The 22,420-nt window shown below is 66.1% G+C and carries 23 protein-coding genes and 2 tRNA genes; 20 read left to right on the plus strand and 5 right to left on the minus strand.

The annotated features are described in order from the left end of the window. The first annotated feature begins 101 nt into the window (after window positions 1-101). The 4 genes from C5B91_RS11295 (at window position 102) to C5B91_RS11310 (ending at window position 5,636) form a co-directional block, all read left to right on the plus strand. A complete protein-coding gene (locus tag C5B91_RS11295; RefSeq protein ID WP_049967840.1) occupies window positions 102-1,727 on the plus strand; it encodes a COG1361 S-layer family protein in 1,626 nt (541 codons plus the stop codon). A 21-nt stretch (window positions 1,728-1,748) separates the two neighbouring features. Beyond that, on the plus strand, window positions 1,749-4,226 hold the full coding sequence (locus C5B91_RS11300; RefSeq protein ID WP_008094944.1) for an RND family transporter: 2,478 nt from the start codon (window positions 1,749-1,751) through the stop codon (window positions 4,224-4,226). A 211-nt stretch (window positions 4,227-4,437) separates the two neighbouring features. Further along, complete coding sequence (locus C5B91_RS11305) at window positions 4,438-4,899, plus strand: zinc ribbon domain-containing protein (protein WP_008094945.1); 462 nt, start codon at window positions 4,438-4,440, stop codon at window positions 4,897-4,899. A 20-nt stretch (window positions 4,900-4,919) separates the two neighbouring features. Then, on the plus strand, window positions 4,920-5,636 hold the full coding sequence (locus C5B91_RS11310; protein ID WP_049967839.1) for a TetR/AcrR family transcriptional regulator: 717 nt from the start codon (window positions 4,920-4,922) through the stop codon (window positions 5,634-5,636). 30 nt (window positions 5,637-5,666) lie between these two features. Here C5B91_RS11310 and C5B91_RS11315 read toward each other — a convergent pair whose 3' ends face one another. Beyond that, window positions 5,667-6,017: a co-chaperone YbbN gene (locus tag C5B91_RS11315; RefSeq protein ID WP_049967838.1), complete on the minus strand. Its 351-nt coding sequence runs from the start codon at window positions 6,015-6,017 to the stop codon at window positions 5,667-5,669. A gap of 206 nt (window positions 6,018-6,223) precedes the next feature. Here C5B91_RS11315 and C5B91_RS11320 point away from each other — a divergent pair. From C5B91_RS11320 to C5B91_RS11385, 14 genes are all read left to right on the plus strand, one after another. Then, a tRNA-Ser gene (locus tag C5B91_RS11320) sits at window positions 6,224-6,308 on the plus strand. Between the two features lie 23 nt (window positions 6,309-6,331). Continuing rightward, the gene (locus C5B91_RS11325) at window positions 6,332-6,835 is read left to right on the plus strand and encodes a 30S ribosomal protein S13 (RefSeq protein WP_008094948.1); all 504 of its coding nucleotides are present in this window, start codon (window positions 6,332-6,334) and stop codon (window positions 6,833-6,835) included. After that, window positions 6,832-7,359: a 30S ribosomal protein S4 gene (locus C5B91_RS11330; RefSeq protein ID WP_049967837.1), complete on the plus strand. Its 528-nt coding sequence runs from the start codon at window positions 6,832-6,834 to the stop codon at window positions 7,357-7,359. Before C5B91_RS11325 ends, C5B91_RS11330 begins: the two co-directional genes overlap by 4 nt. Next, a complete protein-coding gene (locus C5B91_RS11335; protein ID WP_008094950.1) occupies window positions 7,356-7,748 on the plus strand; it encodes a 30S ribosomal protein S11 in 393 nt (130 codons plus the stop codon). Before C5B91_RS11330 ends, C5B91_RS11335 begins: the two co-directional genes overlap by 4 nt. A 6-nt stretch (window positions 7,749-7,754) precedes the next feature. After that, window positions 7,755-8,534, plus strand: a complete 780-nt coding sequence (locus tag C5B91_RS11340) for a DNA-directed RNA polymerase subunit D (RefSeq protein WP_008094951.1) — start codon at window positions 7,755-7,757, stop codon at window positions 8,532-8,534. A 143-nt stretch (window positions 8,535-8,677) separates the two neighbouring features. Continuing rightward, window positions 8,678-8,762: transfer RNA gene (locus tag C5B91_RS11345), tRNA-Leu, on the plus strand. Window positions 8,763-8,788: 26 nt separating this feature from the next. After that, window positions 8,789-9,139 (plus strand): 50S ribosomal protein L18e, encoded by a 351-nt coding sequence (locus C5B91_RS11350; RefSeq protein WP_004043025.1) that lies wholly within the window; start codon window positions 8,789-8,791, stop codon window positions 9,137-9,139. Further along, the gene (locus C5B91_RS11355) at window positions 9,136-9,573 is read left to right on the plus strand and encodes a 50S ribosomal protein L13 (protein ID WP_004974520.1); all 438 of its coding nucleotides are present in this window, start codon (window positions 9,136-9,138) and stop codon (window positions 9,571-9,573) included. Before C5B91_RS11350 ends, C5B91_RS11355 begins: the two co-directional genes overlap by 4 nt. After that, complete coding sequence (locus tag C5B91_RS11360; protein WP_004043023.1) at window positions 9,567-9,965, plus strand: 30S ribosomal protein S9; 399 nt, start codon at window positions 9,567-9,569, stop codon at window positions 9,963-9,965. Before C5B91_RS11355 ends, C5B91_RS11360 begins: the two co-directional genes overlap by 7 nt. A gap of 12 nt (window positions 9,966-9,977) precedes the next feature. Beyond that, the gene (locus C5B91_RS11365) at window positions 9,978-10,172 is read left to right on the plus strand and encodes a DNA-directed RNA polymerase subunit N (RefSeq protein WP_004061330.1); all 195 of its coding nucleotides are present in this window, start codon (window positions 9,978-9,980) and stop codon (window positions 10,170-10,172) included. Beyond that, a complete protein-coding gene (locus C5B91_RS11370) occupies window positions 10,169-10,345 on the plus strand; it encodes a DNA-directed RNA polymerase subunit K (RefSeq protein ID WP_008094957.1) in 177 nt (58 codons plus the stop codon). The genes C5B91_RS11365 and C5B91_RS11370 overlap by 4 nt, the downstream gene beginning before the upstream one ends. Before the next feature lie 4 nt (window positions 10,346-10,349). Then, complete coding sequence (eno, locus tag C5B91_RS11375; RefSeq protein ID WP_008094958.1) at window positions 10,350-11,549, plus strand: phosphopyruvate hydratase; 1,200 nt, start codon at window positions 10,350-10,352, stop codon at window positions 11,547-11,549. Beyond that, window positions 11,546-12,328: a 30S ribosomal protein S2 gene (rpsB, locus tag C5B91_RS11380; protein WP_004974538.1), complete on the plus strand. Its 783-nt coding sequence runs from the start codon at window positions 11,546-11,548 to the stop codon at window positions 12,326-12,328. Before eno ends, rpsB begins: the two co-directional genes overlap by 4 nt. Before the next feature lie 156 nt (window positions 12,329-12,484). Then, window positions 12,485-13,645: a rhodanese-like domain-containing protein gene (locus C5B91_RS11385; protein WP_115819346.1), complete on the plus strand. Its 1,161-nt coding sequence runs from the start codon at window positions 12,485-12,487 to the stop codon at window positions 13,643-13,645. Window positions 13,646-13,692: 47 nt separating this feature from the next. Here C5B91_RS11385 and C5B91_RS11390 read toward each other — a convergent pair whose 3' ends face one another. Next, window positions 13,693-14,511 (minus strand): VOC family protein, encoded by an 819-nt coding sequence (locus C5B91_RS11390; protein WP_115819347.1) that lies wholly within the window; start codon window positions 14,509-14,511, stop codon window positions 13,693-13,695. Between the two features lie 109 nt (window positions 14,512-14,620). Between C5B91_RS11390 and C5B91_RS11395 the strand changes: the two genes are divergently transcribed. Beyond that, entirely contained in the window at window positions 14,621-15,583 is a 963-nt protein-coding gene (locus tag C5B91_RS11395; protein WP_008094961.1) for a zinc-dependent metalloprotease, read from the plus strand. A gap of 265 nt (window positions 15,584-15,848) precedes the next feature. Here C5B91_RS11395 and C5B91_RS11400 read toward each other — a convergent pair whose 3' ends face one another. Beyond that, complete coding sequence (locus C5B91_RS11400) at window positions 15,849-16,076, minus strand: hypothetical protein (RefSeq protein ID WP_008094962.1); 228 nt, start codon at window positions 16,074-16,076, stop codon at window positions 15,849-15,851. Between the two features lie 100 nt (window positions 16,077-16,176). Beyond that, a complete protein-coding gene (locus C5B91_RS11405) occupies window positions 16,177-16,752 on the minus strand; it encodes a hypothetical protein (protein WP_049967835.1) in 576 nt (191 codons plus the stop codon). Between the two features lie 122 nt (window positions 16,753-16,874). On the opposite strand from C5B91_RS11405, the gene C5B91_RS11410 reads away from it, so the two are divergent. Next, window positions 16,875-19,529, plus strand: a complete 2,655-nt coding sequence (locus C5B91_RS11410) for an AAA domain-containing protein (RefSeq protein WP_115819348.1) — start codon at window positions 16,875-16,877, stop codon at window positions 19,527-19,529. Window positions 19,530-19,586: 57 nt separating this feature from the next. Here C5B91_RS11410 and C5B91_RS11415 read toward each other — a convergent pair whose 3' ends face one another. Beyond that, complete coding sequence (locus C5B91_RS11415; protein ID WP_115819349.1) at window positions 19,587-22,352, minus strand: ATP-dependent helicase; 2,766 nt, start codon at window positions 22,350-22,352, stop codon at window positions 19,587-19,589. Window positions 22,353-22,420: the final 68 nt, after the last annotated feature.

Consider the following 22,420-nt stretch of genomic DNA (forward strand, 5'->3'; position numbering starts at 1 on the left):
CAGCCGGCGTTCGGCGTGGACGTACGACCGCGTTCGTCTCTCCCCCACCCCCACCGGCGGACGCGATTCAACATCCGAACCCCACCACCCCTCTACACTCCATGAAACTCTCACGTGCACTCGTGGTCTTGCTGGTCGTCTTGGTCGCCGTACCGAGCCCAGCGATGGCCGGTATCGTCGGCGAACCGAATCTTCAGGCGTACGCGCCGAGCAACAAACTCGTTCCCGGGCAGGAGACCTCCCTGAACGTCGTCGTGACTAACTACGGCGGCGACAGCGAGTACCGGAAGTTCTCCTCGTCGGAGAGTTCGGGAACGCTGAGCGACCAACAGCGCTCGGCGCTCGAAGCCCAGGTCAAATCGACGCGGAACGTCAGACTCACACTCGAATCCGGTGACGCGCCGGTCGAGGTGAACACCGCGACGCTCCCGGTCGGCGACATCCCGCACGCGACCCAGCGGGACGCCTCGTTCTCCGTCTCAGTCAAGGAGAACGCCACGCCGGGGACCTACGAGATGACGCTCGTCGCGAAGTACGAACACGACTCGTCCGTCCGCGACGACGGTGACGTGAAGAACGAAGAGGAAAAGACCGAGGAGATTCCCGTGACCGTCGTCGTCGAGCAGGCCCCGCGCTTCGAGGTCGTCTCCGTGAACACGACCGCGCAGGTCGGCGGTAGTGGGACCACCACCGTCACGATGCGCAACATCGGGACGCTCCCCGCGTTCGACTCGTCCGTCACCGCGACCTCGCAGAACCCCTCGATAACGTTCGGTCAGTCTGCTTCCGCGACCCGGTACGCCGGCTCGTGGGGCATCAACGAGACGCGCCAGCTCGAATACGAGACGAGCGTCGCGTCCTCCGCCGCCGTCCAGCAGTACGCCCTCTCGCTCGGCGTGAGCTACGAAGACGAAGACGGCGTCGCCAAGCAGTCGAAGAACATCGCCACTGGCGTGAGGCCGGTGGCCGAACAGGAGTTCTCCATCGACGCCGAGCAGTCGACGCTCCGCGTCGGCCGCGAGACCACCGTCAGCGGGACGCTCACGAACGACGGCCCGCAGACGGCCCGTGACGCCGTGCTCACTATCTCCTCGAAGTCGCCGAACACGAACATCAAGGAGACCGAGTACGCGCTCGGTACCCTCGACGTCGGCGAGTCTTCGGACTTCTCGTTCTCGGTGGAAGTCACCGACTCCGCGGACGCCGGCCAGCGGCAATTGAGCTACACGGTCGAGTACCGCAACTCCGAGGGCGACACCCAGCAGTCGAAGGCCCTCTTGATGAACGCCGAGGTGAAACCCAAGCAGAATCTCTTCGGCGTGACCGCGAAGAACGGGAGCATCGAGGCGGGCGGCTCGCAGACCGTCACGCTCGTCGTGACCAACAACGGCGACGAGACCTACCGCAACATCGACGCGAAGGCCTTCGCCGACAGCCCGCTGACGCTTAACGACGACACCGCGTTCATCCAGGAGCTCGGTCCCGGCGAGTCGACCGAGATTCCCCTCGAACTGAGCGTCGGTTCCTCGGCCAACCCGAAGGCCTACTCCTTCGACATCGACTTCCAGTACGAAAACGAGGACGGCGAACGCAAGCTCTCCGACCAGTATCCGGTCGCCATCGACGTCACCGAAGCGAGTGGCGGCGGCGGCCTCTCGATGCCCCTCGTCGGCGGTCTCATCGTCGTCGGACTCGGCGTCGTCGGCTTCCTCTGGTACCGCCGCTAACCGCCCCACTTTCCCCCCACAATGATAGACTACGAAGTGTACGTCGACCGCCTCGGCGGGTTCATCGTCGAGAACCCCGGGAGAGTCGTGGCGCTGTTCTTCGTGCTGACGCTCGTCTTCGGAGCCGGACTCGGAAACATCTCGACCGACTCCGGCACCTCGCAGTTCACCGAGGACTCGCCCGCACAGGAAGCGCTCGACGACGTCAACCGGGAGTTCTCACCCGCGTTCGAGACGAGTTCGGGGAGCACCCAACTCATCCAACGGGACGACAACGTCCTCTCCAAACCGGCGATGCTCGACATGTTGCGGCTCCAAGAACGCGTCTTGAGCCGGCCCGACCTCCGGGCGACCTCCGCGTCGAGCGTCGCGTCCACGGTCGCCCAGACGCTCGACCCGTCGGCGACGACCATCGACGAACAGATAGGCGCGCTCGAATCGGCCTCGCCGAGCGAGGTCCGCGCCGCGGCCAAGCAGGCGACCGCGAGCCCGCAGGTCTCGTCGCTCCTGAGCGACGACTTCAACCGCCAGTCCGTCGAGGCCTCCGCGACCATCGGCGTCGTCAGCCACGAGGTCCCCGGCCTCTCGTCGAGCGCCGGTACCTCCGGAACCAGCCCGATGACGGGCATCCAAGAGGAAATTCAGACGATGACCGCCGTCTCGAACAGCGATATCCGCGTGTTCGGGAGCGGCATCATCTCCGGCGAGTTAGGCAACGTCATCGCCGACTCGCTCCTGCTCGTGGTTCCGGCGGCGGTGCTCCTCATCTTCGGGTTCCTCGTCGTCGCCTACCGCGACCCCATCGACCTGCTACTCGGCGTCGTCTCGCTCGTCATCGCCGTCGTGTGGACGTTCGGGTTCATGGGCCTCGCGAACATCGCGTTCAGCCAGATGCTCATCGCGGTGCCGCCGCTGTTGCTCGCGGTCGGTATCGACTTCGGGCTCCACGCGGTGAACCGCTACCGCGAAGAGCGCGTCAAAGACCTCGCGCCGGTCCCCTCGATGCGGACCACTATCAAACAGCTCTCGGTCGCGTTCTTCATCGTCACCGGCACGACGGTCCTCGGGTTCCTCGCGAACGCCACGAGCGACCTCGCGCCCATCCGCGACTTCGGTCTCGTCGCGGCAGTCGGTATCATCTTCACGTTCCTCGTCTTCGGGGTGTTCCTTCCGGCGGCGAAGCTCTACGCCGACGAACTCCGCGAGAAGTACAACGTGCCCGAGTTCGCCTCCGAACCCCTCGGGAGCGAGGGTGGCATGCTCGCTCGCGTCCTGTCGGGCGGCGTCGTCATCGGTCGGAAAGCCCCGCGAGCGTTCCTCGTGGTCATCCTGCTCACGACGGTCGTCGCGGGCGCGTACGGGACCGGCGTCGACACGACGTTCTCCCAGGAGGACTTCCTCCCGCCGGAGGACCAACCCGCCTACCTCCAACAGCTTCCCGAGCCGTTCAAGCCCGGCGTCTACACCGTCACGAAGGACCTGAACTACCTCGAAGACAACTTCGAGAGCACGCAGGGTGACAGCGTGACGATATACGTCGAGGGACAGTTACGACAGGACTCGTCCCTCGAGATGATTCACCGCAACGGCGAGGACCCGCCGGAGTCGTTCGTGACGGACGACCGCCGCGCGGAGGCGACGAGCATCGTCACGGTCATCCGGAACTACGCGGAACAGGACCCCGAGTTCGCCGCGCTCGTCGACCGGAACGACGCCAACGGTAACGGCGTCCCCGACGACAACCTCGAGACGATATACGACGAACTCCTCAGTTCGCCGGCCTCCGACCAGGCGTCGTCGTACATCACGGAAGACTACCGGCAGACGCGCATCGTCTACACCGTCGAGGGCGACGCCACCCAGGACGCCATCGTCGCAGACGGGAAACTCGTCGCCGAGCGCCTCCGCATGGACGCCACGGCGACCGGAAGCACCGTCGTGTTCAAAGGCGTCTCCGACACCATCTTGCTGTCGGCCATCGAGAGCCTCACCGTCGCGCTCGCCGCGACCGCGCTGTTCTTGGTGGTCATCTACCAGGTCCTCGAAGGTCAATGGACGCTCGGCGTGGTGAACCTCGTGCCCATCGTCGTCTCCATCGCGCTCCTCGCTGGGACGATGCGCTATCTCGGCATCCCGCTGAACGCGCTGACGGCGACGATTCTCTCCATCGCCATCGGGCTGGGCATCGACTACTCGGCCCACGTGGTCCACCGGTTCGCCGACGAGTACAACGCCGAAGGTCACGACCTCGACGAGGCGCTTCGGCTGACCGTCGGCGGGACCGGTGGCGCGCTCACCGGGAGTATGCTCACCACGACCACGGGCCTCGGCGTCCTCGCCATCGCCATCACGCCCGTCCTCGGACAGTTCGGGGTCGTGACCGCGCTGAGTATCTTCTACTCGTATCTCACCGCGCTCCTCGTCACGCCCTCGGCAATCGTCCTCTGGGAGCGGTTGACCCAGCAGGACACCGCCACCGCGGCACCGACATCCCCCTGACGCATCGCCTTCCCAAATTCAGTTTGCCCCTGCCCCGGCCCCCACGCCCGTATCGCTCGCAGACCAGCCCACACGGACGAACCGCACGCCAACCAGCCCGCGAGGAACCGCGCGTCGAACAGCCCGCGACGAATCGCACGCGACCCGCCCACGACTCCCACGACACACCACGAACGGAACCCTCATGAGCGAGAATCAATCGAGTCCACGTATGTCCGCACTCACGAAGCTCCGTCCCTGGCTCGCCGCGATACTCGGACTGATATTCACCGGGTTCGGCCACATCTACCTGCGTCGCTGGCGACGGGCCGCCATGTGGGTGCTCCTCGTTCTCGCGGTGGCCGCGCTGTTCGTTCCTTCGGGGACGCTCGAGGCGTTGGACGCCGCCGAGACGATGTCTCCCTCGGAGTTCACCTCGGTTCTCACGGAGCTGTTGCCCCTCCTCGCGGTGAGCTTTGCGAGCGTCCTCGACGCGTTCGTCATCGGCCTCCGGCAGGCCGCCGAGGCGCAGGCGGCGCGCTCCGCCGTCGACGACGCCGACGACTCGGTGGCTGCCGTTTCCGACCCCGATTCGGACGCCGTCACGTGCCCCGAATGCGGCCGCGAGGTCGACGCCGACCTCGACTTCTGTCACTGGTGTACCACCCGCCTCGACGAACCAACTGACGACTGAGAATCCCAACGAGACACATCATGGACGACGACCGAATCGACACCGGCCGAAGCGAGACCGAGCAGGCGATTATGGACGCCACGCTCCGGGCGCTCGCGAAACACGGCTACGCTGATCTCTCGATAAAGAACATCGGCACGGAGTTCGAAAAGAGCACCTCGCTTCTGTACTACCACTACGAGAACAAAGACGAGCTGCTCCTCGCGTTCCTCGACTACATCATCGACCTGTTCGTCGAGACCATCGACCCGGAGACCGACGACCCCGACGCCGAGCTTCGCAACTTCGTCGAGTACGTCCTCCCCCCGGAGGGCGACCTTTCGACCTGCGAGTCGGTCCCTCCCGGCGTTCCGGAGCCGGTCGCGGACAGCGGCAGCGTTGACCCGTTCCAGCGGGCCATCTTCGAACTCCGCACGCAGACCGTCCACGACGAGCAGTACCGAAAGAAGTTCCGGCGCATGGAGACCCACATGGTCGAGACGGTCGCGACGCTCATCGCTCGGGAGATGGAGTCGGGCCACTACCGCGAGATGAACGCCGAGATGATGGCCGAGAATCTGATGGCCTTCCTCTTTCGGAGCCTGGACGTGCGCGTCACCGGGACGCGGCTCGAATCGGCGTACGCGATGCGCGACTCGGTGTACTTCCTCCTCGACAACGTGATGCCGAAAGGGAGCCATCCGGGCGAGGCCGCCGCACGCGACGCCGACGGTAATGACGCGGATTACGACGGGTAACCCGCATCGCCACCGTGCCGAACGGACTCCTTATCGCTCGTCGTTCTCGACGAAGTCGACGACCGCCTGCGCGCCCTGAAACCCGTCGGCGAGGCGGTCGACGAGTTCGCCGTCCTCGAACAGGAGGAGCGTCGGGACGCTCCGAATCGTGTACCGTTCCGCGACCGACATGTCTGTCTGCGGATTTATCATCGCGACGACCACGTCGGTCGCCTTCGCGACGTTGCCCAGCACCGGCTCGATGCTCTGACACAGCGTGCAGCCCTTGGTGTAGATGTCGAGGAGGACGCGGTCGTGTTCGGCCACGAGGGCGTCGAGCTCTTCGGCGGTCTCGATTCGGACTGGCTTCGTCGCCTCGGGAGCGGACTCTGTCGAACTCATTGAGCGGAATACGTAATCGTAGTTATTATGATTTTGGTGAGATTGTGTAACACCCCACAGTTCGACGGCGAGCGACGGTGACTCGGGCTCTCACGCGAGGCCCCTTTCGTGATGTTTAAGTAATGCCCCCGTCTCGTAACGGATGCAATCGATGTAGGGGAATGTCGTCCCCGAGTCCGGAAGGGCGAAACTAACACGACCGAAGTGTTGCGGTAGCCAAGCCTGGCCCAAGGCGCTGGGTTGCTAACTCAGTGGCGTCAAGCCCCCGGGGTTCGAATCCCCGCCGCAACGCTCACAACACGACTTCCAAAGTCATGAGTGCAGAAGAACCACAGGACGGCTCTCCGGAGGAGGAAGAGGACCTCCGTTACTTCATCCGAATTGGTCAGACCGACCTTGACGGAACGAAGACGGTAGAGCGCAGTCTGTCGGACATGAAGGGTATCGGCAAGCGCACAGCGCGCATCATCGCCGACGCCGCGGAAGTGGACCGAACGGCGCTGTTCGGTAAGCTTCCCGAAGACGAGATCGACGCCGTTGTCGATGTCGTCGAGAACTTTGAGGACCACGCCCCCGAGTGGATGGCAAACCGACGGAAGGACTTCTTCTCCGGTGAGACCGACCACATTACGGGTTCGGACCTCGAAGAAAAGCGGCGGCATGATATCAACCGCATGAAGATGATCAGCTCCTACAAGGGCGTTCGACACCAGCGCGGCCAGAAGGTTCGCGGCCAGCGGACGAAGTCCACTGGACGTACCGAAGGCACCATCGGTGTCAACGTCGAGGAGATCAAGGAGGCGCAGGCTGAAGAATGACGACGGGTAACAACACCAAGTTCTACGAGACCCCGAACCACCCGTTCCAGGGCGAGCGTATCGCGCAGGAATCGGACCTCCTCTCTCGGTACGGTCTCAAGAACAAGGAAGAACTCTGGCGCGCGCAGTCCGAACTGCGCAACCTCCGCCGCGAGGCGCGACGCCTCCTCGGCGAGGCCCAGGGTGACGTCGAAGAGGCCGAGTCGCTCGGTGCCGAGTTCATGGCGCGCATGCGCCGCTACGGCATCCTCTCTGCGGAGGACGACATCTCCCAGACGCTGCGTCTCGACGTGACCGACATCCTCGAACGTCGGTTCCAGACGGTCGCCTACCGCAAGGGGCTCGCACAGACGCCCCAGCAGGCCCGTCAGTTCATCGTCCACGGTCACGTGACCGTCGGCGGTGCTCGGACGACCGTCCCCTCCCGAAAGGTCGAGGTCAACGAAGAGGACACCGTGGCGTTCGACGAGACGTCGAAGCTCGCGGACGAACTGCACCCTGAGCGCGCGGAGGCCCAAGAATGAGCGAATCCGAAACCGGTGACAAGTGGGGAATCGCCCACGTCCACGCATCGTTCAACAACACGCTCATCACGGTGACTGACATCACGGGCGCCGAGACGATCGTCAAGTCGTCCGGCGGTTCCGTCGTCAAGCAGAACCGTGACGAGGCATCTCCGTACGCGGCCATGCAGATGGCAGAGAGCGTCGCCGACCAGATCAAGGCGGCCGGTATCGCCGGTCTGCACGTCCGTGTCCGCGGTCCCGGTGGCAACCGTAACAAGAGCCCCGGACCCGGCGCACAGGCAACGATTCGCGCCCTCGCTCGCGCCGGTCTCGAGATCGGTCGCATCGAGGACGTGACGCCGATTCCGCACGACGGAACTCGCGCGCCGAAAAACAGCCGACTCTAACACACCATGGTAAACGACTTCCAGGTCGAGTTCATCGAACGCGAAGACCGACGCGCCCGTTTCGTCGCGCGCGGTCTGACCCCGGCGCTAGCCAACGGCATTCGCCGGGCGATGGTCGCCGACGTGCCGACGTTCTCCATCGACACCGTTCGGTTCGTGGAGAACACCTCGGTCATGTTCGACGAGATGATCGGGCTTCGTCTCGGTCTGGTTCCGTTGACCACGCCTCTCGGCGACTTCGAACCCGGTGACACCGTCACCGTCGCGCTCGAAGTCGACGGGCCGGCAACCGCCTACTCCGGGGACATCGAATCCGCGGACGACATGGTCGTCCCGGCGGACGAGAACATCCCCATCATCGAGCTGAAGGAGGGCCAGCGCCTCGAGTTCGAGGCCGACGCCGTCCTCGGCTACGGAAAGGACCACGCCAAGAACCAAGGCGGGGTCGCCGTCGGCTATCGACACCTCCAGCGCGTGGAGGTCGTCGGCGACGCCGGCGAGTTCGATGAACAGGAGCCGAACATCCTCCGCGGCGTCATCGAAGAGGCCGCGGCGGAGCACGCCGAGGGGGACGCCGAAGACGGCGACCTCGTCGCAACCGAAACGTTCGGCAACGACCTGACGGAGCGGTACCCCGGTAAAGAGGTCGAAGTACACGACGTGCCCGGAGCGTTCGTCTTCAGTGTGGAGACGGACGGTTCGTTCGACGTCGACGAGCTCGTGACTCGCGCTGTCGCCTCCTTGGGCGACCGCGCGGCCGAGCTCGAAGAGAAGGTCGCACTGTAAGATGAATACTGCCCCGTCTCAACACCGACGTTCGCCCGCCCCGCGAGGGGTCACGACCACCGATAGCGTGGCGTGTGACTCACTCACGGCGGCGGGTCGGACCGAAGGTGTTTTTACGGGGCATGAAGTACAGCGGAATGCTTGCAGGGATAGCCAAGTCTGGCCAACGGCGCAGCGTTCAGGGCGCTGTCTCATAGGAGTCCGCAGGTTCAAATCCTGCTCCCTGCACTCCGCTTTCTCTCTGGAGGTAGACAATGAGTAAGACGAACCCGAGACTCAACAGTCTCATCGCCGAGCTGAAGGCGGTCTCGCGTGAGTCCGGTGCCAACGTCTGGCAGGATGTCGCGGACCGTCTCGAAAAGCCACGGCGCACCCACGCGGAAGTCAACCTTGGTCGTATCGAACGATACGCTCAGGAAGACGAGACCGTCGTCGTGCCCGGCAAGGTGCTGGGTAGCGGTGTGCTGCAGAAGAACGTCACAGTCGCGGCCGTGGACTTCTCGTCCACCGCTCGAAAGAAGATCGAGCAGGTCGGCGACACCGTGACGCTAGAACAACTCGCTGAACAGAACCCCGACGGGTCCAACGTACGGGTGATCCGATGAGCCTCGCAGAATTCGACGCAGACGTCGTTGTCGACGCTCGAAACTGCATCGTCGGCCGCGTCGCCTCGGAGGTCGCACAGCGCGCCCTCGCAGGGGAGACGGTCGCCGTCGTCAACGCAGAAGACGCCGTCATCACGGGCTCGGAACAGGACGTGATGGCCAAGTACAGAAAGCGCGTCGAAGTCGGTTCGGACCAGGGTCCGTACTACCCGAAGCGTCCCGACCGCATCTTCAAGCGTGCCATCCGCGGCATGCTTCCGTACAAGAAGCCCCGCGGCCGCGAGGCGCTCTCGAACGTCCGCGTCTACGTCGGCAATCCGTACGACGAAGACGGCGAGATGCTCGAAGACACCTCGCTGGACCGACTTTCGAACATCAAGTTCATCTCGCTCGGAGAGGTCTCCGAGAAGCTGGGTGCTAACGTCACATGGTAACGAACACGTCCGGTAAGAAGAAGACCGCAATCGCCCGCGCCACCGTGCGCGAGGGCGAAGGTCGAGTCCGAATCAACTCCCAGCCGGTCGAGCTGGTCGAGCCGGAGATGGCCCGCCTCAAGATGCTGGAACCGTTCCGCATCGCAGGCGAGGACCTCCGCTCGCAGGTCGACATCGACGTGCGCGTCAACGGCGGCGGCGTGGCCGGTCAGGCCGACGCAGTCCGCACCGCGCTCGCTCGTGGCCTGGTGCAGTACCTGAACGACGCGGAGCTTCGCGACGCGTACATGGAGTTCGACCGCTCGCTTCTGGTCAACGACGTCCGCCAGTCCGAACCCAAGAAGTGGGGCGGACCGGGCGCGCGCGCTCGTTACCAGAAGTCCTACCGCTGAGGTGATCTAACCATGATGATTCCCGTCCGGTGTTTCACCTGCGGCACAGTGATCGGCGAACACTGGGACGAGTTCAAAGCCCGTGCTCGCGAGGGAGACGAGGACCCCGCTGACGTCCTCGACGACCTCGGAGTCACGCGTGCCTGCTGCCGGCGGATGATGGTGTCGCACAAGGACCTCGTGGACGTCGTATCTCCCTACCAATGATTCAACGGTACAACCGATACGAGAAGGCACGAATCCTCGGCGCACGAGCGCTGCAGGTCTCCTACGGTGCACCCGTTCTCGTCGATTCGGAACAGACCGAACCGATATTAATCGCCGCTGAGGAGTACGACGCAGGTGTACTTCCGTTCACCGTCAAACGAGAGGGTAAGTGACAACATGACTCGAATCACATCCGTAGCTCTGCGCCGCGTGCTTGACTCCCGTGGGAACCCGACGGTCGAAGCCGACGTGCTCACCGAATCCGGTGGGTTCGGTCGCGCTGCGGCCCCGAGCGGGGCCTCCACCGGCGAGTACGAGGCAATCGAACTGCCGCCGACCGAAGCAATCGCCGCCGCGCGGCGACACGCCGTTCCCCGACTCGTGGACGAGGTCCACGCGGGCAACCAGCGTGAGGTCGACGCGACGCTCCGCGCCGCAGACGGCTCCGAGAACTTCTCGGAAATCGGCGCGAACAGTGCGGTCGCCATCTCGATGGCGGCCGCCAAGGCCGGTGCCGACGTGCTCGGTGCACCCCTGTACCAGCACCTCGGCGGCGCGTTCCGCGGCGACAACTTCCCGACGCCGCTCGGGAACGTCATCGGTGGCGGTGAACACGCCAAAGAAGCGACGAACATTCAGGAGTTCCTCGCCGCGCCGGTCGGCGCGCCGAGCGTCTCCGAAGCCGTCTTCGCCAACGCGAAGGTCCACGCCCGCGCGTCCGAGATTCTCGACGAGCGCGGCGTGCCCGCCGCGAAGGGCGACGAGGGTGCGTGGGCACCGCCGGTATCCGACGCCGACGCGTTCGAAATCATGGGCGAAGCGGTATCCGACGTCGAGGACGAACTCGGCTTCGAGATTCGCTTCGGTCTCGACATCGCGGCCTCGGAGATGTTCGAAGATGGCGTCTACCACTACGGTGACGAGACGAAGACGACCGACGAGCAGATCGACTACGTCGCCGAGATGGTCGACGAGTACGACCTCGTCTACGTCGAAGACCCCCTCGACGAGAACGACTACGAGGGCTTCGCGGAACTCACAGAGCGCGTGGGCGACCGCACGCTCATCTGCGGTGACGACCTGTTCGTCACCAACGTCGACCGTCTGCAGGACGGCATCGACGTGGGCGCCGCGAACTCCATCCTCATCAAGCCGAACCAGATCGGGACGCTGACCGACGCGTTCGACGCTGTCGAACTGGCCTCCCGAAACGGAATGGACGCCGTCATCTCTCACCGCTCCGGTGAGACGGAAGACGCGACCATCGCACACCTCGCCGTCGCAACCGACGCGCCGTTCATCAAGACTGGCACGGTGCAGGGCGAGCGAACCGCCAAACTGAACGAACTCATCCGCATCGCGGACGACGCAGTATGAGCGACAACGAAAACGACGCGGTGGAGGTCGCCGACGAGGAACCCGAGACGGAGACCGAAGCGGTCGCCGAGACGGAACCCGCCGAGGCCGCCACCGAAGACGAGACAGCAGAGACCGCCGAGGCGGCCGACGAAGCCGCCGAAGCCGAAGAAGCAGAGCCGGAACCGGCCTTCGACGAGGACGTTATGCCCGACGAAGACGCCGACCTGCTCATCCCGGTCGAGGACTACCTGGCCGCCGGTGTCCACATCGGTACCCAGCAGAAGACCAAGGACATGGTCCGGTTCATCCACCGTGTCCGCGACGACGGGCTCTACGTGCTCGACGTCAGCCAGACGGACTCGCGAATCCGCACCGCCGCGGACTTCCTCGCGAACTACAGTCCGGAGCAGATTCTGGTCACGTCCTCCCGCCAGTACGGTCGCTTCCCGGCCGAGAAGTTCGCCGACGCCGTCGGCGCTCGCGCCCGCACGGGCCGCTTCATCCCGGGAACCCTGACGAACCCCGACTACGCCGGCTACATCGAACCCGACGTGGTCGTCGTCACCGACCCGATTGGTGACGCGCAGGCCGTCAAGGAGGCCATCACGGTCGGCATCCCGGTCATCGCGATGTGCGACTCCAACAACCAGACGTCGAACGTCGACCTCGTCGTCCCGACGAACAACAAGGGTCGGCGCGCGCTGTCGGTCGTCTACTGGCTCCTCGCCAACGAGACGCTCGACCGCCGCGGCTCCGACACGGTCTACGCCCTCGAAGACTTCGAGGCCGAACTGTAGTTCGGGACGACATTTCGACTCGACTTTTCTGACGCCCGCCCGGTGAGCGGCGGCGCGTTCTCTCGGTTCGATAGCGGTACAGCGACGCCGACCCGAGAGCCGTGCGCATCGCGCCTGCCGCAAACGGTTTTGTGCGTCGTTCCCATAGCTAACCACATGAGTAAACTCCTCCACCAGCTCACCGTGGGCGAACTCGCTGACCGGGTAGACGCGGGCGACTCGTTCACCGTGGTCGACACGCGACCGCCCGAGAGCTTCGAGTCGTGGCATATCGAGGGCTCGGTTAACGTTCCCTTCCACCCCGCCGACGGACTCGGCGGCGACTGGGATTGGGATCGCGTCGACGACCTCGCCGAGGAAGGACCGGTCGTCGCCATCTGCGGGAAGGGGCTGTCCTCTACGTCGTTCGGGTTCGAACTCGCGGCGCGGGGCTACGACGAGGTTGAGGTCGTCAAAGGCGGCATGGAGGACTGGAGCAAGCTGTACGAGGTGGTCGAACTCGACACCGGCGACGACGACCTGTTCGTCGCGCAGGTCCAGCGGCGCGCGAAGGGCTGTCTCGGCTACGTCGTCGGCTCGCGGTCGGCCCGCGAGGCGGTCGTCGTGGACGCGACCCGGCAGGTCCACGAGTTCGAACTCGTCGCCGCCGACGCCGGCATGACGGTCTCGGGTGTGCTCGACACGCACGTCCACGCCGACCACGTCTCGGGCGGTCGGACCCTCGCCGACCGACTCGGCGTACCGTACTACCTCGGTTCGGAGGCGGCGGACCGCGACGTTGCATACGAGTTCACCGCGCTCGACGACGGCGAGACGCTGAGCGTCGGTGACTACGACATCGAGGCGATTCACGCGCCGGGCCACACCTCGGACATGACGAACTACCTCGTCGACGGTCGGCTCCTCCTCACCGGCGACACGCTGTTCGTCGAGTCGGTCGGCCGGACGGAGCTCCAGTTCGGCGACGCCGACACGGCGACGGGCGCGGAACTCCTCTACGAGACGCTCCACGACACGCTGTTGTCGCTTCCCGACGAGACGCGCGTCCTCCCCGGGCACGTCTCAGTCGGGGCGGACGGGCGCTACGGCGTCGCCGCGCCGGGCAAACTCGTGAGCGCGACGCTCGGCGACCTGCGCGGGGAACTCGACTTGCTGTCGATGGACGAGTCGGCGTTCGTCGACCGGGTGGCCGGAGATACGCCCGAAAAGCCCGCGAACTACGAGCGCGTCATCGCCATCAACACCGGGCGGGCCTCGGTCGGCGACGAGGAGGAGGCGACTGAACTCGAACTCGGACCGAACAACTGCGCCGCCTGAGCCGACCGTCAGACCTCGACTCGCGATTCAGGGCGATTCGGGCCGATTCAGGGGAGTTCCACCACGCCCAGTCGCCCCTCGAACAGGTCGTGGTCGAACCACGCCATGTGGCGGTCGCTGTAGCGAATCTCGGGGCCGAGCGACAGCGAGTTCCGCGCCCGGTCGAGGTCGGTGACGCCGACGAGAAACGCGCACGGTCCCTCGCCGACCTCGTCGATGCGCGCTTCGAGCGCGCCGCCGCCGGGTTCGCACAGGGCGAGCGGCGTGCCGGGAAGGACGGCGAACTCGGAGAACGGCCCGTTGATGTCGACCGGCGAAGGGTAGCGGTGCCGCCGGGCGAACAGCGCCGCGGTCGCCTCGCGGTCGCGGGTGGCGACGACGACGGTGTGGAGTCCGCGGACGGCGGCGTTTCGTGCGGCTTTCGGGACGCGGTAGCTCCGCGGGGTGCGGTCGCGGATGAAGAAGGGGAGTCGCTGGTCTGCACCCTCGAAGCTCATGTCCCACTCGACGAGGCGGCCGTCCGGCCGAGCGCGAGAGGCCTCGTGCGGGCCATCGACGGGGAGGCCGGCTTCGATGGCGCTTTTGGCGGTGGCGGCGGCGTCGTCGGTCTCCAGACACCACGATGCGGGGCCGGCGTCGGCCGCGAGGTGGGCTGGCCAGAATCCGGCGTCCGCCGCGTCGGTTCCGAGCGTCGGCGCGATGAGTTCGAGGTACGACCCGTCGGGGAACGGGACGACGGCCATGTGAGTCGTTCCGGTCCCGTGTTCGCCGCCGTAGGTTGGGGTGAGGCCGACTTCGTTCGCGGCCGCTCGGAGTTCGTACAGCTCGGTACCACCGAACGCGACGTGGTCGATGGTTCGGTCCATACGCTCCCCACGTCAGACTCGGTATAGTGTTTAGGGGCGTTCTGTCTGGGAGTCTGAGGGTTCGTTTCCCCGACCGAAGCGTTTTGCGTCCGGCCCGCCACGATACCGTATGAACCTCTTTCGGAGCGTCAAAGCGGTCGCGGACGCTTCGGCGACCGGCTCCGGCACCATCGACTGGGACGCCGTCGCCGAGGCCGCGAAAGCCGCGACCGACCCCGGCTCGCTCGACCTCTCGGAGGCGGAGCGAGCGGGGTACGCCGCGGACGTTCGCGACGCGCGCGACCGCCTTTCGACCGTCGCCGAGGTGGAGTTCGACGTGCCCGAAGTCGTCGAAGTCCAGAACCGACACCACTGGATAGACGCGAACGTGGCGACGTTCCGACGGGTGATGGTCCCGTTCGAGGAACACGGCCCGGCGCTCCTTCCCGGTGTCACCCGCGCCGTCAACACCGGCTCGTTCGCCTTCGTCCTCTCGTTCCTCGGGAACAACGTCCTCGGGCAGTACGACCCGCTGCTCCTCGCCGAGGGCGACGACGACCACGGCCTGTACTTCGTCCACCCGAACATCCGCCGGGTCGCCGACAGCCTCGACGTGGACTACCCGCGGTTCCGCCGCTGGATCGCCTTCCACGAGGTGTCCCACGCCGCGGAGTTCGGCGCGGCCCCGTGGCTCTCGACGCACCTCGAATCGCGGATGCAACGCGGCGTCGACGCGCTCGTCGAAGGCGACATCGACCGCAACGCGTTCCGCGAACTCGACACGGCGATGACCGCCGTCGAGGGCTACGCGGAACTGCTGATGGACCGGGCGTTCGACGACGACTACGAGGACCTCCGCCGGAAGCTCGACGAGCGACGACAGGGCGGCGGTCCCGTCGCGAAGCTCGCGCGTCGGCTCCTCGGACTCGGCCTCAAGCGCCGGCAGTACGAACGCGGCGCTCGGTTCTTCGAGCACGTCGCCGACGAACGCGGCGTCGCGGCCGCTTCGCGAGTGTGGGACCATCCGGAGAACTTACCGACCGACGCCGAATTGGACGCGCCCGAGCGATGGATCGCGCGGGTGTCGCCCTGAAGAGACTGCAACTCCATCGGCACGCGTACCCGATGCCCGAGCCGTGCTCGGGTCGCGCACGTACCTTGGGTAGGTCGCCGTGTTGCATCAGAGGCCCAATTCCGGTGCCCCACAGCGCTATCCGGTGAATAACCAGGTCATTGCCCCTGCCCTGGTTACCGGCAAGAATCTGTCCTCAGAGGACAGCTATATACTCTGCGATTCGATGCCACACGTTTAATCTGAAATATGTGTTTGTGTTCGAATTTCACAACAGACGATACGTCTAGCGTCGGTTCACCGCGGTGAACTCCTTGGCCCAGCGGCCCAGATACCACGTGAGGACCCCGCCGACGGCCAGGCCGGCGAGGAGCGCGATTGCGCTCTGAACGAGTGTCGCTCCGGCTTGGACGGCGACGAGGCCGGCCGACACGCCGACCAACAGAACGAATCCGATTTTGATTCGGTTGTTGGCGAGCCGCGTCTCCTCGTCGCTCATGCTGGAACCGACCATCGTTCCTCCGAAATCGCGCCGTGGGGCGGTTTTCGCGGCCGCGCGCGGAATCTATCGTCCATAGCAGTCCATTGGGTTGGGAGGGTTTGAAACCGGTGTCTCACTGGAACCCGCGGTCGACGCCGTCGGACTCGATGAGGTCGTCGAGGTCCGTGGACAGCAGTTCGTCAGCGTCGGCGAACTCGTCTGCGAGGTCGTCGAGGCGGTCGGGCCGGGCGTCGAACTCGTAGTCCATCGGGCCGAACGCCGGGCTTTCGAGCGCCTCCATCACGTCGGTGAAGAAGTCGTCGGCGGTGGTCGGCGTGTCGGCGTGGACTTTCACGGTCTCTTCGAGTCGCCGCGCCATCGATTCAGCCTGCGACTCGTCTTCGGGCGGTTGCTGGACGGCGAACCGGCCGGCGTCGTTCTCGCCGTCGTCGCCGCGCCGGCGCGGGAACAGCGGGTCGAGGTCGTCGTCGATGCGACGGGCGACGCGAGCGCCGACGCCGCGGACCTCGTAGGGGTTCTTCGCGTACGTCTTCAGTTGGTAGACACCGGCGTTCGGGTGGGCGAGAAAGAGGTCCTCACCGAGGCTCCGTCGCCGGGTGCCCGCGACGGCCCGCCACGCGTCGGGGTCGCGGCCACGGCCGTCTTCGACGACCTCCGAGAGGATGTCCTGCCAATCTCTGACGCGCATGGGTGGGCGTACCATGCGGGAGAGAAAGAACGTGACGGTCGGGGAGAGTCACGCACGCGAACCGCCGCGGGGCTCACACCCCACCGACGGCTATTTGGCCGCGCCTCACCGACGGTTCGGACGTGAACCTTCGCGGTCCGCTCGTCGAGGTCGGCGAGCCGCGTGACGTCGAAACGAAGTACGGCGAGCGCTCGCTGGCGGAGGTGACGCTCCGCCCCGAGCGCGGGACCGGAGACCCCGTGACCGTCACCCTCTGGGGGAAGTGGACCCACGCCGCCGAACACGCCGAACCGGGGATGGACCTGCTCGTCACCGACGCCGAGGAGTCCGAGTACCGCGGCGAGACGACCTATTCGACCGGCTCGGAGTCGTTCGTCGTCGTCGAACCCGACTTCCTCGTCGACGTGACCGACATCCGCTCGTGGGTGCAGTGCTCGCGGATGTACTACCTGAACAAGCTCTCGGGTATCCCGCTGAACTACCCGGTGGTGAAAGGGACCATCGTCCACGACGTGTTCGGCGACCTGCTCCGCGGCCGCGACCTCGACTCGTCCATCGACGAGCGCATCGACGAGCGCGGCCTCGAACTCGGCTTGCTCGGCCGCGAGGTCGACGAGGTCGCGGACGAGGTCCGCCGCAACGCCGCCGCCATCGAGGGCTGGCTCTCGCAGGGCGTCCTCACCGACGAAGACGAGTGGCGCTCCGAGTACACGCTCATCTCGCCGACGTTCGGCATCAAGGGCCGCGCCGACGCCCTCCGCCGGGGGTCGCCCGTCGAACTCAAGACCGGCAAGAACCTCAACCGCGACCCGCGGTTTCAGGACAAGATTCAGGCCGCCTCCTACGCGCTCATCCTCGAAGAGCGGGGCGTCCCGGTCGACACGGGGACGCTCCTCTACACCAAGAACACGACGCTCGACCGCACCGAGGAGTCTGGCGACCTCTCGCCGGCGAAGGACTTCTCCATCGGCCGCGGCCTCCTCGAGTTCGTCGTCCGCACCCGCAACGAAATCGCGGCGATGGAACACGACGCGTCGGTGCCGACCGGCTACGAGGTGAACTCGAAGTGCGAGTACTGCTTCGAGAAGGACACCTGCATGGTCGTCTCCGGCAGACTCGACCAGGAGTCGAAAGCCGGCGCAATCGGGAACCCGGTCCCCGAGGACGAACGCGACTACTTCGACCGCTTCTACCGCGCCGTCGAAGAAGAGCGCCGGGCGGTCCACAACGAATACCGAAAGCTCTGGGACCAGAGCGCCGAGGAGCGCGCCGACGACGACCGGGCGCTCATCGGCCTCGAACCCATCGGCCAGACCGAGCGCCCCGACGGCACGTGGGAACTCCGGGCGAAGCAGACCGACGACGCGGTGTCGAAGCTCCGCGCCGGCGACGTGGCGCTCGCCAGCGACGGCCACCCCGTCGAGGGGCACGCCGAACTCGCGCGCATCGTCGAACTCGGCGACGAGGTGGTCGTCACGACCGACGAACCCGTCCCGCTCCGCCGCCTCGACGTGTACCCCTCCGAACTCACCGTCGACCGCCTGCTCACCGCGCTCCACGACGCGGTGCTCAAGGGGTCGCCCGCCCGGAAAGACGTGCTGTTCGGCCGCCGCGACCCCGGGTTCTCGGACCGGTCTGTCGGCCGCACGTTCATCGACAACAACGACGCGCAGGACGACGCGGTGCGCCTCGCGGTCGACGCCGACGACCTCGCGCTCATCCACGGGCCGCCGGGGACGGGCAAGACCTACACCATCGCCCGGACCATCCGCGCGCTCGTCGAGGACGGCAACCGCGTCTTGCTTTCGGCCTTTACGAACCGCGCGGTTGACAACGCCCTCGAAGCTCTGCGCGACCAGGGGTTCGAGGATATTGTTCGTGTCGGAACCGAATCGGGCGTCCGCGAGGACATGCAGGACGTTCGGCTCTCGCGGAGCGGCGACCCGAACGCGCTCGCCGCCGCTCTCCACGACGCGCCGGTCGTCGCCGCGACCACCGCCTCCTGCGGGTCGCGCGTGATGCGCGAGCAGTCGTTCGACGCGGCGCTCGTCGACGAGGCGTCACAGATAACCGAACCGGGGACGCTCGCCGCCGTCAACCTCGCCGACCGGTTCGTCCTCGTCGGCGACCACAAACAGCTTCCGCCGGTCGTCCGCGCCGAAAACGGCCTCCAGAAATCGCTGTTCCAGCGACTCATCGAGACGTATCCCGACGCCTCGGTCATGCTCGACCGGCAGTACCGCATGTCCCAGCGGATTCAGGCCTTTGCCTCCAAGGAGTTCTACGACGGCGCGCTCCGCCCGGCCACGGGCGCTGTCGCGTCTCAGCACCTCCGCGACCTCGGCGTCGACACCGCGGACCTCCCCGCCGAACTCGCGGACCAAGTCGCCTTCGTCGACCCCGACGGCCGGCGCGTCGGCAACACGAATCCCATCGAAGCCGACCGCGTGGCCGAGGTCGTCGCCGCCTACGAGGCCGCCGGCGTCGATACCGACGACATTGGCGTCATCGCGCCGTTCCGGGCGCAGGTCGCAGAAATCTCCCGGAGAACCGACGCGACCGTCGACACGGTCGACCGGTTCCAGGGCTCCTCGAAGGAGGTCATCGTCGTCTCCTTCGTCGCCACCGGCGACTTGGACGGCCCGCTGTTCGAGGACCACCGCCGCATCAACGTCGCGCTGACGCGGGCGAAAAAGGCGCTGTGTCTCGTCGGCGACGCCGACGCGCTCGAATCCGACCCGTTCTACGACCGGATGCTCGCGTGGGCGCGGCGGTAGGACGCTCGCCCGCGACCCCGGTCTCTGCCCCGGCCCCGGCCTCGTACCCGGACCCCGTCAGTCCACGTCGATGCCGAGGTCCGCCTCGTCGTCGCCGATTTCGGCCTTGACGCGCTCGTGGAACTCCCGGAGTGCCGCGCTCTCGTCTTCGGCGAGGACCACGTCGCTCGCGGTCAGCGTGGCGAGGCCGAACGCCCGGGGCGTCGGCGACGAGACCTGGTGGCCGACCACGTCTACGTCGCCCGCCCGAATCGCCGCAACCGCGTCCTCGATGGCGGCGAGGTTCAGTTTGTCTTCGAGAAGCTCGCGGTAGGTCTCTTCCATCACGGCGAACTCGTCGAGGTCCTGCGCGAACGACAGCAGCATCTCCGAGGAGACCTGCTGTTGGGCGGCGGACTTCTCGTAGCCCTTGTAGCGCTTGAGAATCATGAGCGAGCGCGTCGCGTTGATTCGGAAGTAGCGTTTCAGGAGGTCGGTCCCGTCGAGGGCGGCCCGCAGGTCGTCCTCGACTTCCTCGGGCGTCAGGTCGCGGAGGACGCCCGCAAGGTCGACTTTGCGGTTGAGCGGCATCGAGAGCGAAAAGCCGTTGTCGGCGACCGCGACCTGCACGTTCGCGTTCGTCCGGCGGGCCGCGTGGTACGCGAGGAGCCGCGAGAGGCCGTCGTTGAACCGCCGGCCGTAGGTGCAGTGGACGTAGAAGTGCCGGCGGTAGGTGTCGCGGTCGAGTTCGGTCTCGACGACGAATCTGTCGGGGGTCGCCACGCTCTCGGGACCGGCGTATCTGACCTGCTCGTCGAACATCCGCGTGACGGCGCGGACGCTGTTCTCGTCGAGCGGGAACTCCCGGAACCACGACCTGACGGCGGGCGCGCCGCCGGCGTCGAGTCGGTCCACGAGGTCGGCCTGAAACGCGGCGAGTTCGCGGCCGAGGTCGTACGAAAGCGGCAGGCGTTCGGAGAACCACGAGGGGACCGTCGGGCGCTGTGCGGTGCGGTCGACGTACACCTTCGACCCGCGGCGGTAGCGGTACGCGAAGTGGTCGCCGCCGAGGACGAACACGTCGCCTTTCTCCAGCGTGTCGAGGTAGCCCTCGTCGAGCGTGCCGACCCACTGGTCGGCCCCGCGGACCAACACGTCGCAGGTAAAGGAGTCCGGAATCGTGCCGATGTTGGTCATGTAGATGACGCGGGCCATCCGACCGCGTTTGCCGATGAGGTGCTCGCCGACGGGGTACTCCTCGTAGTGGTGCTCGCCGTCCGGCGGGTCGTTGGTGTCGCGCCAGATTTTCGCGTAGACGTTCTTGTCTTCGAGGCCGTCGTAGTCGGCGGTGAGATAGCGGAACAGGCGCTCGAAGTCGTCGTCCGAGAAGTTCCGATACGGGTAGGCCCGCCGGAGCGTCTCGCGCAGTTCCGACTCGGGGCGAATCGCGTTGATGGCCATCCCGTACACCTGCTGGGCGGCCACGTCGAAGGCGTTCTCGGGGATGAACACCCGGTCGACGAAGCCCGACTCGGCCTTCGAGAGCATCACCGCGCACTCGACGAGTTCGTCCCTGTCGAGAGCGATGACGCGACCCTCGACCGTCTGGCCGAGCTGGTGGCCCGCGCGGCCGACCCGCTGGAGGAGCGCGGCGACGGATTTGGGAGAGCCGACCTGTACCACGAGGTCGATGTGGGGCATGTCGATGCCGAGTTCGAGGCTCGTGGAGGTGGTGACCACGCGCAGCTCGCCGGCCTTTAGCTTCGACTCTATCTCCTGTCTGCGCTCTTTCGAGAGGCTCCCGTGGTGACAACCCGAGTTCGATTCGTCGATGTCGTCGAATCCCTCGCGGAGGTTGTGGAGGACGCGCTCCGCGCCCGACCGCGTGTTGGTGAACACGAGCGTGTTCGTGTGCGAGGCGACGAGGTCGTGCAGGCGGTCGTAAAATCGGCTCTGGACCTCGCTTCGGGGCGTCCGAATCAGGTCGTCGGTCGGACACTCCAGTTGCACGTCGAAGTCGCGGACGAACCGCGTGTCGACGAGTTCGTAGTCGCGGGGCTCGCCGTTCTCGCCGTCCTCGCGGCCGACGAGGAACTCCGCGACCGTGTCGAGGGGCTCGACGGTGGCCGAACAGCCGATGCGCGTCGGCGACGACTCGGCCAGGTCCTCCAGTCGCTCTAACGACACCGACAGATGGGTGCCGCGTTTGTTCTCCGCGAGGCTGTGAATCTCGTCGACGACGACGTACTCGACGGTTCGGAGCTTCTCTTTGAACTTCGGCGAGTTGAGCAGAATTGCCAGCGTCTCGGGCGTCGTGTTGAGTATGTGCGGCGTCTCCGAGAGCATCTTCTGGCGGTCCGCCGAGGAGGTGTCGCCGTGGCGGATGGCGTGTCTGATATCCACCGTCTCCCCGCGGTCGGCGACGATGTCGGCGATACCCTCTAACGGCTCGGTCAGATTCCGGTGGATGTCGTTGGCGAGCGACTTCAGCGGCGAGACGTAGAGGCAGTACACCGAGTTGTCGAGGCCGTCAGGCGACTCGCGCTCCCGGCGGAACAGCTCGTTGATGATGGCCGTGAAGGAGGCGAGCGTCTTTCCCGACCCCGTCGGCGCGCAGATGAGGGCGTTGTCGCCGTCGTGGATGCGCGGGATGGCCCCGCGCTGGGGCGGAGTGAAAAAGCCGCCGTTGCCGGGGACGAACTCCCCGAACCGGTCGACCCACCACTCCTGGACGGCGGGCTCCAACAGGTCGAGTACGTCCTCGTCGGCGACCGTCACCGACTCGGGGTCGAACTCGTAGTCGCCGCCTCTCGACGCGAGAAGCGAGCGGCCGCGCCGGGTCATTACCTCGGGGTTAGCCTGCGCGGGTATGAGGGTTGTGCCCGCGGCCGAGCCAGCGGGCGCAAGGACTA

It is taken from the genome of Haloferax sp. Atlit-10N (genome assembly GCF_003586325.1).
Lineage (GTDB): Archaea > Halobacteriota > Halobacteria > Halobacteriales > Haloferacaceae > Haloferax > Haloferax prahovense.